This is a genomic window from Candidatus Accumulibacter phosphatis (genome assembly GCF_000024165.1).
GTDB lineage: Bacteria > Pseudomonadota > Gammaproteobacteria > Burkholderiales > Rhodocyclaceae > Accumulibacter > Accumulibacter phosphatis.
The window spans coordinates 2333106-2349108 of sequence record NC_013194.1; the positions used below are offsets into that span (position 1 = coordinate 2333106).

The 16003-nt window shown below is 64.7% G+C and carries 10 protein-coding genes; 4 read left to right on the forward strand and 6 right to left on the reverse strand.

What is annotated here, in order from left to right:
- The first annotated feature begins 370 nt into the window (after positions 1–370).
- Positions 371–3286 carry an FxSxx-COOH system tetratricopeptide repeat protein gene (fxsT, locus tag CAP2UW1_RS23690; protein WP_015766566.1) on the forward strand — a complete coding sequence of 972 codons (2916 nt, stop codon included), beginning with the start codon at positions 371–373 and terminating at the stop codon, positions 3284–3286.
- A gap of 776 nt (positions 3287–4062) precedes the next feature.
- Here fxsT and CAP2UW1_RS10320 read toward each other — a convergent pair.
- On the reverse strand, positions 4063–4533 hold the full coding sequence (locus tag CAP2UW1_RS10320; protein WP_015766567.1) for a YbhB/YbcL family Raf kinase inhibitor-like protein: 471 nt from the start codon (positions 4531–4533) through the stop codon (positions 4063–4065).
- A gap of 137 nt (positions 4534–4670) precedes the next feature.
- Positions 4671–5066 (reverse strand): cupin domain-containing protein, encoded by a 396-nt coding sequence (locus CAP2UW1_RS10325; protein WP_041568367.1) that lies wholly within the window; start codon positions 5064–5066, stop codon positions 4671–4673.
- Positions 5067–5649: 583 nt separating this feature from the next.
- Here CAP2UW1_RS10325 and CAP2UW1_RS10330 point away from each other — a divergent pair.
- The gene (locus CAP2UW1_RS10330; RefSeq protein WP_015766569.1) at positions 5650–6438 is read left to right on the forward strand and encodes a Mut7-C RNAse domain-containing protein; all 789 of its coding nucleotides are present in this window, start codon (positions 5650–5652) and stop codon (positions 6436–6438) included.
- 66 nt (positions 6439–6504) lie between these two features.
- On the opposite strand, the gene CAP2UW1_RS10335 is transcribed toward CAP2UW1_RS10330, so the two are convergent.
- From CAP2UW1_RS10335 to kefF, 4 genes are all read right to left on the reverse strand, one after another.
- The gene (locus tag CAP2UW1_RS10335) at positions 6505–6681 is read right to left on the reverse strand and encodes a DUF6127 family protein (protein WP_199931756.1); all 177 of its coding nucleotides are present in this window, start codon (positions 6679–6681) and stop codon (positions 6505–6507) included.
- Between the two features lie 948 nt (positions 6682–7629).
- The gene (locus tag CAP2UW1_RS10340) at positions 7630–9090 is read right to left on the reverse strand and encodes an SIR2 family protein (protein WP_015766571.1); all 1461 of its coding nucleotides are present in this window, start codon (positions 9088–9090) and stop codon (positions 7630–7632) included.
- 222 nt (positions 9091–9312) lie between these two features.
- Positions 9313–11103, reverse strand: a complete 1791-nt coding sequence (gene kefC, locus CAP2UW1_RS10345; protein ID WP_015766572.1) for a glutathione-regulated potassium-efflux system protein KefC — start codon at positions 11101–11103, stop codon at positions 9313–9315.
- Entirely contained in the window at positions 11096–11641 is a 546-nt protein-coding gene (gene kefF, locus CAP2UW1_RS10350) for a glutathione-regulated potassium-efflux system oxidoreductase KefF (RefSeq protein WP_015766573.1), read from the reverse strand. Before kefF ends, kefC begins: the two co-directional genes overlap by 8 nt.
- 318 nt (positions 11642–11959) lie before the next feature.
- Between kefF and CAP2UW1_RS23695 the strand changes: the two genes are divergently transcribed.
- Both CAP2UW1_RS23695 and CAP2UW1_RS10360 read left to right on the forward strand, forming a co-directional pair.
- Entirely contained in the window at positions 11960–14548 is a 2589-nt protein-coding gene (locus CAP2UW1_RS23695; RefSeq protein WP_015766574.1) for an ATP-binding protein, read from the forward strand.
- Positions 14549–15973 (forward strand): sigma-54-dependent transcriptional regulator, encoded by a 1425-nt coding sequence (locus CAP2UW1_RS10360; protein ID WP_015766575.1) that lies wholly within the window; start codon positions 14549–14551, stop codon positions 15971–15973.
- Positions 15974–16003: the final 30 nt, after the last annotated feature.

The following is a 16003-nucleotide window of genomic DNA, read 5'->3' on the forward strand; positions in this document are numbered from 1 at the left end:
TGCACTACGAATGACTGCTTTCGCGTTGTCCGGTCGTCCAGACTACGACCGAGCGAGAACTTCGTAGCAATGACCGGATCGCGGCTGAAAGCCGTCGTACAGGCTTTTCGGGCCTCGGGCCGCAGCCGACCCCGAGCGGCCATTGATCATCCGAACGCCATACGGCGGCTATCCCGGCCTGACCGGTCGAACAGCGAAGTCGGCGGAGCACCGGGGAGCGATTGGCTTGCCGGCTTTGTCGACATCCCCTCGTCTTGCCACGATAATGCTGACGCCGGTTCGCAAAGCGCTATCGGACTGTGCCGGCACCCGCGCATGCACCGAAGGTTTGAAGACCTGAGGAACGACAAACACAAAAGGTAGACAGGCCGTGCACCTCGTACAGATCTTTCTGTCCACCGTCAGTGCCGAATTCCGCAGCTACCGCGACACCCTGAGCCACTACCTCACGCGCCCGAACGTCTCGGTGGCGGTGCAGGAGGATTTCATCGCTACGGGCACCGAAACCTTGGACATGCTGGACGGCTACATCCGGCAGTGCGATGCCGTCATTCACCTGGTGGGCGACATGACCGGTGCACCCGCACAGACGCCTTCGCTGACCGTGATCCGCTATCGTTATCCCGACCTGGGTGAGAAACTGCCGCCCCTGGCCCCTTTCCTGGTACCTGGCGCGTCGGCGCTTTCTTACACGCAGTGGGAAGCGTGGCTCGCCCTGTACCACCGCAAGCCGCTCATCATCGCCGTGCCCGAGGAGAGCACGCCGCGGGACGCACGCTACGAACTCATCCCGGAACAGCGTGCTGCCCAGCAGGCGCACCTGCAGCGCCTGGCCGAGGTGGAACGGTACCCCATTCACTTCGCCGGCGTCGAGCGCTTGGCTGTGGACGTGTTTCGTTCCAAGCTCTTTGATCTTTTCGTCGCCGCCGGGGTGGCCAAACGAGTCGCCCATCTCCCCTATCCCAGCCTCGGCGACCTGTTCAAGGGCCGGGGGGAGAGGCTCAAGGCGTTGCACGCCAGCCTCGTCAATGCCCCGGCCAAAGGCGCCGCCGCCGTCGTCGGCAAAGCGTTACATGGTCTGGGTGGGGTGGGCAAGACGCGCCTGGCGGTGGAATACGCCTGGCACCATGCGGACGACTACACGGCGTTGCTCTTCGTCGGTGCCGACAGCCCGGAGGCGCTGCAGCGCAACCTCGCTGGGCTGTGCTCTCGCGCGATCCTCGAACTGCCGGAATATCAGATCACGGAAGTCCCTGTCCAGTGCGCTGCGGTGATGCGCTGGCTACAGCGCAATCCCGGCTGGCTGCTGATCCTCGACAACGTCGATAGCGAAGCGGCCGCTCAGGCGGCCGAAGGCCTGCTGCCTCAACTGCCCGGTGGCCATGTGCTCATCACCAGCCGCTTGAGCAACTGGAGCGGCAGCGTCGAAGCCCTGCCGCTGGACGTGCTCGATACGCCTGCCGCAGTGGACTTTCTCCTCGCCCGCACCGACGCCAAGCGGCGCAAGCAGGCAGACGATGCCGAACAAGCCCGTATCCTTGCGGTGGAACTGGCCGGCCTTGCGCTGGCGCTGGAACAAGCCAGCGCCTACATCGCCCAGCGCCGCCTCAGCATGACCGGCTACCTCGCCGAATGGCGCGGCCAGCGCGACAAGGTCTTGTCTTGGTACAACGAGCGCCTGATGCAGTATCCGAAGAGTCTGGCCGTCACCTGGCAAACCTCCGTCGACCAACTCGGCGAGGCGGGCCAGCGGCTACTGCAGCGCCTGGCCTGGCTGGCGCCAGATCCGATTCCGGAATCGTTGCTGGATGTGGCCGTGCCGGGTGCGACGACAGACGACGATGCTGACGCCGCCCTGGCGGAGCTGGAGTCCTATTCGCTGGTGGTCCGTGCCGCGGATGCGCCGGTCTTCACCATCCATCGCCTCGTGCAGACGGTGGCACAACGGGGGGCGGATGGTGCGGCGCTCACCGAAGCACTGGGCTGGATAAGTGGGGCCTTCGTCGCCGATCCGACGGACGTTCGCAGCTGGCCGGTGCTCACCCCCCTGTTGTCCCACGTCCGCGCCATCGCCGCCTATGCCGATGAGGCGGGTATTGCCGACCCGACCGCCTTGCTGATGAATCAGACCGGACTATTGCTCCATGGAATGGGGCTGTACACCCAGGCCGAGCCGCTGTGGGCGCGCGCGCTGGAGATCAGGGAAAAGTCGCTGGGCCCCGAGCACCCCCACGTGGCCATGAGCCTCAACAACCTGGCAATGCTCTACTACGCCCAGGGGGCTTACGCGAAGGCCGAGCCGCTGTTTGCGCGCGCGCTGGCGATCAGGGAAAAGTCGCTGGGGCCCGAGCACCCCGACGTGGCCGTGAGCCTCAACAATCTGGCAATGCGCTACTACGCCCAGGGGGCTTACGCGAAGGCGGAGCCGCTGTATGCGCGCGCGCGGGCGATCTGGGAAAAGGCCCTGGGGCCCGAGCACCCCCACGTGGCCATGAGCCTCAACAACCTGGCAATGCTCTACTACGCCCAGGGGGCTTACGCGAAGGCCGAGCCGCTGTTTGCGGGCGCGCTGGCGATCAGGGAAAAGGCGCTGGGGCCCGAGCACCCCGACGTGGCCATGAGCCTCAACAACCTGGCGCTGCTCTACTGCGCCCAGAGGGCTTACGCGAAGGCCGAGCCGCTGTTTGCGCGCGCGCTGGCGATTTGGGAAAAGGCGCTGGGACCCGAGCACCCCGACGTGGCCAAGAGCCTCAACAACCTGGCGCTGCTCTACTACGCCCAGGGGGCTTACGTGAAAGCCGAGCCGCTCTATGCGCGCGCGCTGGCGATCTGGGAAAAGGCGCTGGGGCCGGAGCACCCCGACGTGGCCATGAGCCTCAACAACCTGGCGCTGCTCTACCACGCCCAGGGGGCTTACGCGAAGGCGGAGCCGCTGTATGCGCGCGCGCTGGCGATCTGGGAAAAGGCGCTGGGGTCCGAGCACCCCGACGTGGCCAAGGGCCTCAACAACCTGGCAATGCTCTACCACGCCCAGGGGGCTTCCGCGAAGGCTGAGCCGCTGTATGCGCGCGCGCTGGCGATCAGGGAAAAGATGCGGGGGCCCGAGCACCTGAACACGCATGCGGCGCGAAAAGCGATCAACAGTCTGGGCAGTCAGACCGTTGCACAAGTGCAAGGGTCCTCGATCGCGGCTGATACCCACAATGGCGTGACGCTGACTCGCAACAGTCCCTGTCCGTGTGGATCCGGGAAGCGTTACAGGCAGTGTCATGGTGCCCTAACGTAGCGAGTACCCTTCGTGATCATGCCAGTCGGTCGCGGCTCTATGCCCTCGAAGCTGGCGAACCTATTATCGCAAGGGATTCCCGTCCTTATGGCGCCATTCGCGGTCGGGAAATGCGATATGCCTTAGCCGTAAGAGTGGAGAAGGGTCTCGGCCAAATCGCGATCGGCAGGTTCCGGAGCACAGGAGTCGCTCAAACGGCTCGATCTACGAAGATTCGTACGGCTGCTCCTGGCCGGGTGCTGCCTTCACGAAACTATACCCCGACGACCGCTTCAACCACAAAGCCGCCGTTGAGAAGGCGACATCACCAACGCTACACCAGTGACGGCTTTCTGGAAATCGTTTCTGACAACCGACCGCTTTGGAGAAGAGGTAGCGACAGTCGGCTCCTGGCCGGTTGCCGACCGACGCCATCCTAAATCAATGACTGCTTTCCCGAGCACAGCGGTCGGTCAGGGGGCCGCTGAAATCCCCAGCCGAATGACCAGTTACGGTTGATTGCCCCCAGGTTAACGTTGACCTGGGGGAAAAGTCGCCACCGTCTGCTCCCGGCCGGCGGCCGACCGCCGCTGTCAGTGCATCCACTAACCGCTTCCCGCGGTGTGACGGCCGGTTGGGCGAGAAAGGTTGACATCCCGCGTCCAATGGCCGCTGACTGTTGTTCGCTCCAGATCAACGTCGGCTAGGGAGGCACAGTGGCTACGACCCGCTCGTAATAGCCGACAGTGTTTCGTCATCGGCCAGACAGGTCGTCTCGGTGTACGCGCAAGACACGATCAACGCCCCTTTTGATAGGTGCCGACCAACTGTGCTTCTGCCACGATGTGCCCCTTCATCGCTTGCTCCAAGGTCCGCTTGTTGGGCTTTTCCAAGTCGGGCAGCACGATGTCAAGCGCGTACAGCTTATGGAAGTAGCGGTGCCGACCGATCGGCGGACAGGGGCCACGGTAGCCAGCGCGCTGCCAATCGTTCAGTCCGTCCAGCGTACCGACAGGAAGCGATTGCACGGCCTCGGGCAGCCCGGAGGTGGTAACAGGCAGGTTGTAGAGCAGCCAATGAACCCAGGTCATGCGGGGCGCAGCGGGATCCGGTGCATCCGGATCGTCGACGATCAGGACCAGGCTCTTCGCCCCCGCCGGCACTCCACTCCAGGCCAGCGGCGGGGAAACGTTCTTGCCCTCGCAGGTGTAGAGCTTCGGGATCGACCCGTCGAGTGCAAATGCACGTGAGGTGATGGTCATGTCCATGACTTGCTCTCCAGCTTGAGTGGTTGCCGACAAAGAACCGGGAAGGACCAGTTACCACAAATGCGCTACTCGCCGGCATATTCTCGCCGTCCTGTCAGACATCAAAACGGATCGTCGAGCCGATGATCGCTCCATCCTCAATCCTCCTGACCAGTTTCGAGAATTTCCGTATCTGCATGCGAGTAGGCTGGCGAGCAACAGCAGAGCAACACCAGCGCACCGGTCGTCGATGCTTCAATGCGGTGTGCCGTTCCCGGCGCGATACAGATGGTGTCGCCAACCCCGACCTTGAACAGATCCGCTCCCAGAGTCATCTGTCCTTCGCCGGCTGTGATGTGGTAGATCTCTTCCGTCACGCGATGCCTGTGCAGCATCGTTCTGGTTCCGGCGGGAAGCGTGGCTTCGGCCAGGCTCTGGTTGCGGTTACCCTGGACCGCTGGGTGCATCAACTCGCGGATTTCAGAGCCATCCTTGGTGATATAGGGAGGGACCGCAGCGTAGTTCTGGTACCGTCGCTCGACGGGGAACCACATTTCGATTTCCTGGATGCTCTTGCGGCCGAAGCTTCGCATCTGAAAAAGCGCTTTGCTCCTGTACCGTCCAACCACCTCATTGACCGTCGTCAGGCCTTCCTTGAGGAGCAGCGTTCGCAGGCGAGGGCTGATCTTGTCGAACGGATCGCCGCTTGCCTTCCGCTGCTTGGCTCGGAAATGTCGCTCTATGCGGTCCTTGACGTTTTCTCGGGAGAGTTGAAACGCCAGGGCAATCTCGGCATGGGACTGCCCGGCTTCCCAGGCGGCGACCATTTTGAGATCGCGTTTGCGCCGCATTGAGCGTGCTCGGGCAATGGGATCAAGGACCGTCATGGGCTTGCTCACCTGGGTGGGGAAAGGACATCCGCAATGCTGATGTTAGCAAGCCCAGTGCCCGCCGAAAATCAGAATGTGCAGCAGGGGCATTCCAGTACACTCAGCGGCGGCGGTTACCCCTGTCGTGCTCCGCCTTGGGTAGCGGCCCTTGGGTAGCGGCGAAAGGATCTCCATGACAAGCCGAATCTTACCTGCTCTGCCATCTCTGGAGGATATCGGCGCGCGCCAGGACCGAACGGCCGCCACCGTGGTGGCGAGCCTCCGCTTCTACGAGGAGTTGAACGACTTTATCGCCCGTGACCGGCGCTGGCGGGAGTTCGACTTTGAGTGCGCCGCGGACGCCACCATCAAGCATGTGATCGAAGCCCTCGGCGTACCGCACACCGAGGTCGAATTGATCCTTGTCAATGGAGTCTCTGTCGACTTCGCCCAAGGCCTGCGACACGGCGACCGCATCTCTGTCTACCCGAAGTTCGAGGCTTTCGACATCAGCTTCCTGCTGTGCGTGCGCCCCGGCCCCTTACGTATCACGCGCTTTGTCGCCGACGTCCATCTGGGTGGCCTGGCCCGCCTGTTGCGAATGGCCGGGTTCGACACCTGGTACGACAATTCCCTCGACGATGCCGGGATTGAGCGCATCGCCGGCAGGGAGGGCCGCATCGTACTGACCCGCGACCGCGACCTGCTCAAGCGACGGGCTATCACCCACGGGTGCTACGTGCATGCGCTGAAGCCCGATGGGCAGTTGTCAGAAGTACTCGCTCGGCTTGACCTTTTCGGCAGCATGCAGCCGCTCTCCCGCTGCCTCAAATGCAACGCCCCGCTCATGGCGGTGGAAAAGGCGCTGATCCTCGACGCCCTGCCACCCCGTGTGCGAGAACACCAGCAGCACTTCAGCACTTGCGCAGTATGCCGGCGTGTCTTCTGGGAAGGCAGCCACTGGCGCCACATGCTCGACCGGTTGGCGAAGGCCGGCGAGGCGGCTGCCGACCAACAGGCATCGACGCAGGGTGCACAGTCGTCCGTCTTTCGCTAAGGAGCGTAGCGCACCGTCTCGGACGAAAATGGCCAGCACCAATCCGTCGAGGTGATGAAAGACCGTTCACTGTCCGCCCCCGAACAACTTCAGCTTCACGAGCGCCCCGGCGAGCAGCGCCAACCCAAGCCCGGTGACCAAGAGCCGGACAATCGTCAACCCCGCCGTCTTCTTCGCCTCGTTGAACGCACCGAGCAGACTCCGCAGTTCGCTGATGTCGCGTGCGGGCGTGGGCTCGCACAAACACCGAACCACGAAACGCCGAAGAGAGGAATTCGCCACAGCGGTTCAAGATATACAGGCATTGAATCGGTTATCACATCGGAACTCAAGCGACCGACCAGTGATGCGCTCTCAATTGCAAGCTCTTAACCCGACCCACCGCTTGTGCACGCCTCAAGACGCTGTTTCCAATCCGCCACCATGGCTTTATCCATCCCACGCTCAAAGTAACGATCCCCAGCAAGGTCTGGGCTTTCCGTCGCTGGCCCCTCAAGCGGCCCTATCCGCGACGGGCAGGAACGGTCCCTGCGTTTCATGTAGCCCCGCGCAGTTGCACCATCTTCGTCGTTGCTGTGCAGGCCCCTCAAGGAAGCCGACTCTCTGCTCTTGCTCGCACAGGCAGAAGTCATACGGAAGGCTGCATGCGCCCTGCTGGCACAAATAATGCTTGAAGATGAACGTCATTCACATCGCGAGCGGGGTCAATCAAAATGCTAGAGCCTGAAGCGCTTGCCGCACTTGCTTGTGGCGCTGTTCTGCCTTATCTCGGTGCAGCCATCTGGACTTGGATTGCCGAACGCCTCAAGCACCACTAGGGGGCAATAGCTCACCAAGATGACGCATTCTTCCCTCGCAGGCTATCCAGGGCCTCGGTGTATAAGACTGGGCATGCTCATCAACCTGAGAAATTACCGTTGCGGAGCGAACCGCAAGCTGAACGTCGGCTATGGAGAAGTTTTCCGAGAGTCGCTTCCTGGCCGATTGCCGACCGACACCATCGTACACTTACTGACCACTTCCCGCAGCGTAACGGTCGGTCAACAGTGCCGAGCGCCGTGACTCGGAATGCTGCTGTGGCGTGAGCCTGCCCTGAGCGACCCCGGCTGACTCTCCCGTCGCGCCGTCTTGAGTTCACCTTCGTTCACGCAGAACTCCACAGCCCGCGCGCCTGCTCCGGCGCCACCACTCTCAGCGCCCGCCGGCCGGGCGACGCCTGGATGGTTTGACGGGTTTCTTGCCCTGCAGGAAGCCATCCCACTGGCTGCTCGCATACGCCAGCGAATAGGGTTGATCGGGGTCGGAGGTGCCGGCCACGATGTAGCCGCGCACGGCCATGCTGCCGTCCACCACGGGGCCGCCGCAGGCGCCCGGCGCCACGTAGCATTCGAGCGACACCAGGTCCGCCACGTTACCGACGGGCTCGATGCTGATGGCGTGCTTTTCGGTGCGTATGACGGGGCCGGAACTGATTCCGGTCTTCTCGCCGGCGGCGACGGCCACCTGCACGAAGTCGCCGGCTTGTGGCTGGCTGGCGTCGAGGCGCAGGCCGGCTGCCTGGATTTCGGGGGGAACGTCCAGTAGCGTCGGACCAAAGGGATGCTCAGTATTGACCCTGCTGACCCGCGCCTTGAACCGGCGATCGCCGGGACCGACGAGTCCCACTTGATTGGATTCGATGAGGGCGGCGACGTCGAAGCGGTTGCAGACGATGACGCGTGGCTCGGCCAGCAGGAAGGCGGTGGCGACCGGCGCTCCGCCCGGCCCAACGACGCCGAAGACGGCCGACATGAGGTCATCCATGGTCTGCGCGCCTGTTGGCGTCGGCGTTGGCGCCAGGGCGCGTGTTTCGCGCCGCAGGGTCGCGGGTCGCTCGTCGTCGACTGCCACCTGCAGGGCCTCTGCCAGCGCCGGAAAGAACGCCTCGAAAGCGCATTCCGGAGCGACGACGGCGCGCATGCCCTGCCGGTTCGCCAAGTGGTCGGGGACGGCCTTCGGGTGGGTGAACCAGACGTCGCCGCCGGCGGAGTCCACCAACTCGCGCACGCGGGCGTCGCGCAGGCTGTAGCCGACCACGAGGAAGTCGCGGCCGGCGACTGCCGGTTTGAGGTACGGCGAAACCTCGACGAGGAACTCGTCCATCTCCTCCACCGTCCAGGCCATGAAGCGCTGGAACAGGTCCCCATGCAGCTTGACGATCTTGACGCGCGGGCTCTGGCCACGCAGCAGCAGCTCGAGCCGGTCGGGGCGGATCACGCCATTGACGATGAGCAGATAGTCGCGTCGCCAGAGGCGTGCGGCGGCGAGCGCGTCGTCGAGCAGGGGGTCCATGTTGGTGGTCAGGACGAAGTCGAAATAGTTCTGCGCACAGAGCGCGGCGAGCGCCCGGTAGCCGGCGCTGACCTCGGCGGGCTTGCGCGTCTGCAGGAACTCGGCCAGGTAGCGGTAGCGCTCCGTGGCGGTCGTCTGGCCGATCTTCTGGCAGAACGTGTCGAAATCGGCGCAGCCGAAAAACTGGAACAGCTCGTCCATGGCGCCGATTCCGGCATCCACGGAGGCGCCGGCACCGAGCAGCAACACGGGCGGTTTGTCGCCGACCGCGCGGCGCATGCGCAGGTCTTTCACCAGGTCGGGAAACGATCGCGGCACCATTTCGTGTTCTCCCGGCAATGGGTGGGGGACAGGAAATCAACGACAACAGCGGCAGTGTATGTTGCGCCAGCAATCGCGGTCAATCGGCGCTCCGGTCCGCGCGCCGGGGCGCGGATGCGCGTCTCGATCACGGTGCCGCAAGGGGTGGACAGACGTGCGGGGCTGTCGACGCGTTGCGGACTTGCCGCTGATGAACGTGTGCAGGCGGCTGGTGCGCAGCGCTCAATGCCAGCCGCCGCCGCCGGCCTGCTGGCGCGCCTCGCGATCGCGGCGCAGGTTCTCCTCGAGTTCTTCGCGGCCGCTCTTGACGATCGCCACGGTTTTCGCCTCGTCGCGAAAGTGCGGCAGCATCGCGTTGAGCGTGATCAGGTTCTGGCGGCGAAAGGCCTCGGCGATCGAGCGCGCCTCATAGGGTTCGACGCCGAGGACGGTCAATGCCGTGCGAGCGCTCTTCAATGACGACTCGAAGGTCTCGCGCTCGATCGCCGTCACGCCGCGATCGGCGAGTTCCAGCCAGTGCCGCACATTGCGGGCACGCGCAACGATGGTGAGCTTCGGAAAACTCGCCCGGGCCAGGTCGACCAGAGCGAGGCTGTCGGCCACGTCGTCGATCGCCACGACCAGCAGCTTCGCCCGCGCCGCGCCTGCCGCCGCGAGCAGATCGAGGCGCGTCGCGTCACCATAGAACACCTGGTAGCCGAACTTGCGCAGGGTATCGATCTGGTCCGGGTCGTGGTCAAGCACCGTGATCGGGATGCCCTGCGCGAGCAGCAGGCGGCCGACTATCTGGCCGTAACGCCCCATGCCGGCGATGATCACCGGCGCACTGTCGTCGTCGATCGCGTCCGCTGCGCGCTGCGTGCGTGCGCGGCGAGCCGTCAGGCGATCGAAAGCGATCAGCAACAGCGGCGTGGCGGCCATCGACAGCGCCACGGCGGCAGTCAACCGGCCTTCCCAGTCGCGCGGCAGGACCTGCGCCGCCCGCGCGACGCCGAAGACGACGAAGGCGAACTCGCCGGCTTGCGCGAGCAGCGCAGCGAACAGCCAGCGTTCGCTGGGCGGAACCTCGAGGCGCGGCGCGATCAGCGCCAGCATCGTCCCCTTGACCACCAACAGACCGACGACCAGCACCGCCAGCAGGGCGGGCCGCGCGATCACCTGGCCGAAGTCGATCGACATGCCCACGGCGATGAAGAACAGTCCGAGCAGCAGCCCCTTGAACGGCGCGATGTCGCTTTCCAGGGCGTGCCGGTATTCCGAGCTGGCCAGCAGCACGCCGGCCAGAAACGCTCCCAGCGCCATCGACAGGCCGGCACCGGCCATCAATTGGGCGATGCCGATCACCAGCAGTAGGGCGAAGGCGGTGAAGATTTCGCGCACTTCGGATTTGGCGATCAGCCGCATCAGTGGTCGTGTGAGAAAGCGGCCGATGATCACCACGCCAAGGATCGCGCCAATCGCCTTTGCCGCGCCCAGCCAGCCGGTGCCGCCTTCGCCGCTGGCGGCACCGAGGAAGGGTACCAGGGCAATCAGCGGGATCGCCGCGATGTCCTGGAACAGCAGCACCGCAAAGCTGCTGCGGCCGACAGGTGCCGCCATCAGGTTGCGTTCGTTCATCGTCTGCACGGCGATGGCCGTCGACGACAACGCCAGCGCCAGTCCGGCGGCGACTGCCGCCTGCCACGTCAAGCCGAGGGCGATGAGGCCGAGCGCGAGCACTGCGCCGCAGGCGGCCATCTGCAGGCTGCCGCCGCCGAACACGGCGCGATGCATTTCGATCAGGCGCTTCAGCTCGAGTTCGAGCCCGATCAGAAAGAGCATCAGGACGACGCCGAACTCGGCGAAGTGCAGCGTCGACTCGACATCGCCGACGAGCTTGAGGCCCCACGGGCCGATCAGCCAACCGGCAATCAGGTAGCCCAACACCGAGCCGAGGCCGCTGCGTTTGGCGAGCGGCACGCAGACGACGGCCGCCGCGAGGTAAACAAGGGCACTGCCTAACGGATCAGCCACGCGCCACCTCCGCATCCGCCACAAACGCCTGCAATCGCCGGCGGTACTGCGCGGCATGATGGTGCAGCGCGTGGTCATCGATCCGACGTGCGTCGTGCAGCACCAGCGGCGGCAGCCAGTGCATGCCGCAATAGCGTGCGGTCATTTCCATCACCGGCATGAAGGCCGCGAACGGGAACTTGTGGACGCCCTCCGGCGTGTAGCCTGCCGACGGTGCTCCGGTGGTCGTCACCCAGAGACACGACTTGCCGACCAGCGCGGTGCCGCCTTCACCGGTGGCCCAGCCGTCGGTGAGCACCGTGTCGAACCAGAGCTTCTGCAGCGCCGGTGCGGAGTACCACATGAGCGGGTGTTGCCAGATGATCAGGCGGGATTCGAGCAACAGTTTACGTTCGGCGGCGACATCGATCTCGAAATCCGGGTAGCTGTCGTACAGCGAGCGGACAGTCACCGAGGGCACGCGGCGCGCCGCTTCCAGCAGCACGCGATTGGCGCGCGAGCGCGCCGGATGCGGGTGGGCGTAGATCAGGGCGATCAAGATGACTCCTCGGCAGTCGGCGCGACTTCTCGCCAGGTCCGGCGCGCGCGACGCACGAGCACGGCTTGCCCGCCGGCCGTCACTGCGTCCTCGGCGGTTCGCACATCGCGGCTTCAATGGCGTTGAGCGGAGTATACCGCGCGATCCTGGTCGAGAAAGGAGCGCCCCTCGCGGCGCGCTAGCCGGTTCGGATGGGCCGGGCGGGCCGCGTGTTTTCTTGCGCGGCATGCTTTCTGTTAAGCTTGCCGCGAACACGTCGTGGCGATTCGGGCAATAGTCCCCGCTCAGCCCTGTACAGCAACTTTCCGATCGCCGCCCATGTTCGACAACCTGCGAAAATTTGCCGCCGCTTATGCCGTGGCAATCGGTGGAATTCTCCTCACCTGTCTGTCGTCGTGGAACGTGCGTCAGGAGTTGCAGACCAGCCACTACAAGGAATTCCAGTGGGCCGCCGGCGACCGCATCCAGTCGGTGCGCGCGGTGGTCGACCAGGGCCTTGACGCGCTGCTCGAGATCCGGGGCTTGTTCTACGCGGCGCAGGGCGTCGACGAGAAGGAGTTTCTCGTCTTTACCGATGCGATCCTCAAGCGGCGCCCGTACATCGACAGTCTGCTCTGGGTGCCGATTTCGCCACCGACTGGCGACGCCGCCTCGCCGGCCCCGACCGGCAGTGCGCCGGCATCGCTGCTGGAAGGGGGCGAGGGAGTTTCAGGGGGCGAGCGGCGCTCGCCGATGCCGGTGCTGCTCGCCTCGTCGCGCGCCGGCTCCGGCGTTTGGAAGGGTGTCGACCTGAATACCACCGGCGAGTTGGCGGATCTGCTGCAGCGTGCCCGGGAGAGCGGCAATATCGCCGTCAGCGCGCGCATGAAAGTGCCGCGCGCGGGCCGCGGTGATGCTGCGCACGTGATCCACGCGGCACTTCCGGTCTATGCGCCGGACAACTCCGGCCGTCCCGTCGTCGGCGTACCGCCCGGTGGGCCGGCTGAACTCCTGGGTTTCGTGGTCGGCATCTACGATATCGAGGAACTGGTGCATGTCGCCATCAGCCTGCTCGAGCCGCGTGGCGTTGAGGTCCTCGTGCGCGACGACTCGGCGCAGGGCGACGCGCAGTTCCTCCACTTCTACGCGAGTCGCCTGGAGCCGGGCGCCTCGCCGACGGCCAGCGGACTGTTGCCGGCCAACGATGAAGATCAACCGCGTTTGGTGGTGACGATTCCGGTCGGCGACCGGAACTGGTCGATCACCTGTGTCGCCACGCATACCTTCCGCAGCGCGGAGGCCTTGACCGAGGCACACTGGTCGGTGCTCGTCGGCGGCATCCTGTTCACCGCCCTGCTCAGCTTCTACCTGGTGCACAGTCGCCGGCAACTGGACAAGCGGATTCAACTGACGCAGACCATCTACGAGCGCGAGGAACTGTTTCGCCAGTTGGCGGAAACGGTCGATGTCGTCTTCTGGGCAACCAACGCCGACGCCACGCGCCTCGAGTACATGGGCCCCGCTTTCCGGCAGATCGCGGGACCGGGAGCGCAGCTCGGCAGCACCGCGCCGTCGCTGATGCTCGATGTCTTTGCCGCCGACGACCGGCGCATCCTCGTCGAAGCCATCGGCCGGCTGCGTGCCGAGGGCCGGCGGTTCACGGTCGTCCTGCCGGTGTCGGCTGGCGATCGGGGTGTGCGCTGGCTGCGCGTCTGCGGCTTCCCGGTGTGCGAAACGAGCAGCGAACTGAGTCGCATCGTCGGCTTTTTCGAGGACATCACCGAACACAAGCTGGCCGAGGATGCCCTGCGCGACTCGGAAGCGAAATTGCGCACCCTGTTCAACCATTCGCCGGATCTCATCTTCACCGTGGACGCCGAGGCCAACATTCTGCTCACCAATCGCCCGCTGCCGTATCCGGTGGGCGGCTCCGGCGAGAAGCGCTCCGAGCGCATTCTGCCGCCCGACGTCCGCGACGCCTATCTCAAGAAGCTGCGCCACGTCTTCGCCAGCGGGCGAGTAGACCATTGCCAGTACACGTCGAGCGACGCCACCTGGTGGGAAGTCCGCATGGTGCCGATCAGTTCGGCCAACGCGGTGATGGCAGCCATGGTGGTGATCACCGACATCACCGAAAACCGGAAGCTGCAATGGCAGGCCATCCGCAGCGCGCGCCTGGCCTCGCTGGGCGTGCTGTCGGCCGGCATCGCGCACGAAATCAACAACCCCAACCACGCGATTCTGGCGAATGCCTCGCTGCTGGCCCGCATCTGGCAGGATGCGATGCCGATTCTCGAGGAGTATGAGCAGGAGCAGGGCGACTTTCTGCTGGCCGGGCTGAGCTTCGCGCAGGCGCGCGAGGTCATTGCGCGAGGCATGCGCGACATTGGCGACAACGCCAAACGCATCCGCAAGATCGTCGATAATCTGAAGCACCTGGGCAAGCAGGATCGCGGGCACATGGATGAACTGGCCGACATCGGCAAGATCCTGCAGGCGGTGGTCACCCTGCTCGATGCGCGCATCCGCAAGCACACCGACGCGTTTTCGCTGGACTTGCCGGCGGCTCTGCCGGCGGTCAGGGGCAACGTGCAGCAGTTGGAACAGGTGTTCATCAACGTCATCGTCAATGCCCTCGAGGCGCTGTCTGAACGTAGCCGCGGCGTCCGGGTTTCCGCTGCGACCGACCGGGCTGGCAACCGGGTGGTCGTCCAGGTGGAGGACCAGGGGAGAGGCATCGGCGAAGACGTGATGGTCCGCATTGGCGATCCCTTCTTTACCACCAAGGCCGAAAGCGGCGGTACGGGGTTGGGTCTGTCGATCTCGTCGTCGATCGTCGAGAGGCACGGCGGCGTGCTGCGCTTTGAGTCGAACAGTGATCTGGGGACGACGGTGAGCATTGACTTGCCGGTCAGCAAGGAGGAGTGAATGAAAGAGAAGCCGTTTGCCAGTCTTCCCGTTTTTCTCGTCGATGACGACACCTCGGTCCTGCACGCCTCGGCGGCGGTGCTGCGCAGCGCCGGGGTGACGGCGATCCGCATGGTGGACGACAGTCGCGAACTGCTGCCGGCGCTCGAGGAGCAGCCGGCGAGTGCCGTTCTGCTCGACCTCTTCATGCCGCACATTACCGGCAACAAACTGCTCCCCGACATCGTTCATCTCTATCCGGAGGTGCCGGTAATCGTCATGACGGCGGCGCAGGATGTGGAGACCGCCGTGCGCAGCATGAAGGAGGGCGCTTTCGACTACCTCGTCAAGCCGGTCGAGGAAAGCCGGCTGATCGCGAGCGTCCGGCACGCGCTCGAAGTGCACTCCTTGCGCCGACAGATGGGCGTCCTGAAGCACTATCTGCTGTCCGACTGCCTGCAGAACAACGAGGCGTTTGCCGGCATCGTCACCAACAGTCGCAAGATGCGCGCGCTCTTCCAATACCTCGAGGCGGTGGCCGTTTCCGCCGAGCCGGTGCTGATCTCCGGCGAGACCGGCGCCGGCAAGGAGATGTTCGCGCACGCCCTGCACAAGCTCAGCGGCCTGGGCGGGCAGTTCGTGCAGGTCAATGTCGCCGGCCTCGACGACACCCTGTTTTCGGATACGCTGTTCGGACACAAGAAGGGTGCTTTCACCGGCGCCGACCAGGCCAGGCCAGGGCTCATCGCACAGGCGGCGGGCGGCACGCTGTTCCTCGACGAGATCGGCGATCTCTCGATGGCCTCGCAGGTCAAGCTGCTGCGCCTTCTCCAGGAACACATGTACTTCCCACTCGGCTCCGACGTCGCGCGCCCGAGCGATGCGCGCGTCGTCTGCGCGACCAACTGCAATCTGGCGCAGATGATGCGCCAGAACCAGTTTCGTTCGGATCTCTTTTTTCGCCTCTCGGTACACCAGATCGAGGTGCCGCCGCTGCGCCAGCACAAGGAAGACATTCCGCTACTCTTGCAGCACTTTCTCGATGAGGCGGCAGCATCGATCAACAAGCCCGCACCCGAGCCGTCGAACGAGTTGATCACGCTGCTCTCGAACTATCACTTTCCCGGCAATGTCCGCGAACTGCGGGCAATGGTCTTCAACGCCATGGCGCTGCATCGCGGTGGTTCGGTGCTGGCCATGGACAGTTTCCGGCAGGCCATCCAGAAACAGCAGAAGGCGGGAGCGGAGCACGCAACGAGCGAGCCGGAGGACGGCCTGCCGGTGGTGATCCCGGGGCGCTTTCCGACGCTCGACGAGGTCGAGGAGGCGCTGGTCAACGAGGCTCTCAAACGCGCCAAGGGCAATCAGGGCGTTGCCGCCACCCTGCTCGGGCTCTCGCGTCCGGCGCTCAATCGGCGCTTGGCACGGCGCGCGCTGCAAGCGTAGGCGGCAGCCGGGCACACCGCCTGCCCCTAT

Coding starts and splice junctions, on each gene's coding strand:
- CAP2UW1_RS10320 (WP_015766567.1), bottom strand. CDS start 4,533: ATGGACATGACCATCACCTCACGTGCATTTGCACTCGACGGGTCGATC.
- CAP2UW1_RS10325 (WP_041568367.1), bottom strand. CDS start 5,066: ATGTGGTTCCCCGTCGAGCGACGGTACCAGAACTACGCTGCGGTCCCT.
- CAP2UW1_RS10340 (WP_015766571.1), bottom strand. CDS start 9,090: ATGGTGCCGCGATCGTTTCCCGACCTGGTGAAAGACCTGCGCATGCGC.
- CAP2UW1_RS23695 (WP_015766574.1), top strand. CDS start 11,960: ATGTTCGACAACCTGCGAAAATTTGCCGCCGCTTATGCCGTGGCAATC.
- CAP2UW1_RS10360 (WP_015766575.1), top strand. CDS start 14,549: ATGAAAGAGAAGCCGTTTGCCAGTCTTCCCGTTTTTCTCGTCGATGAC.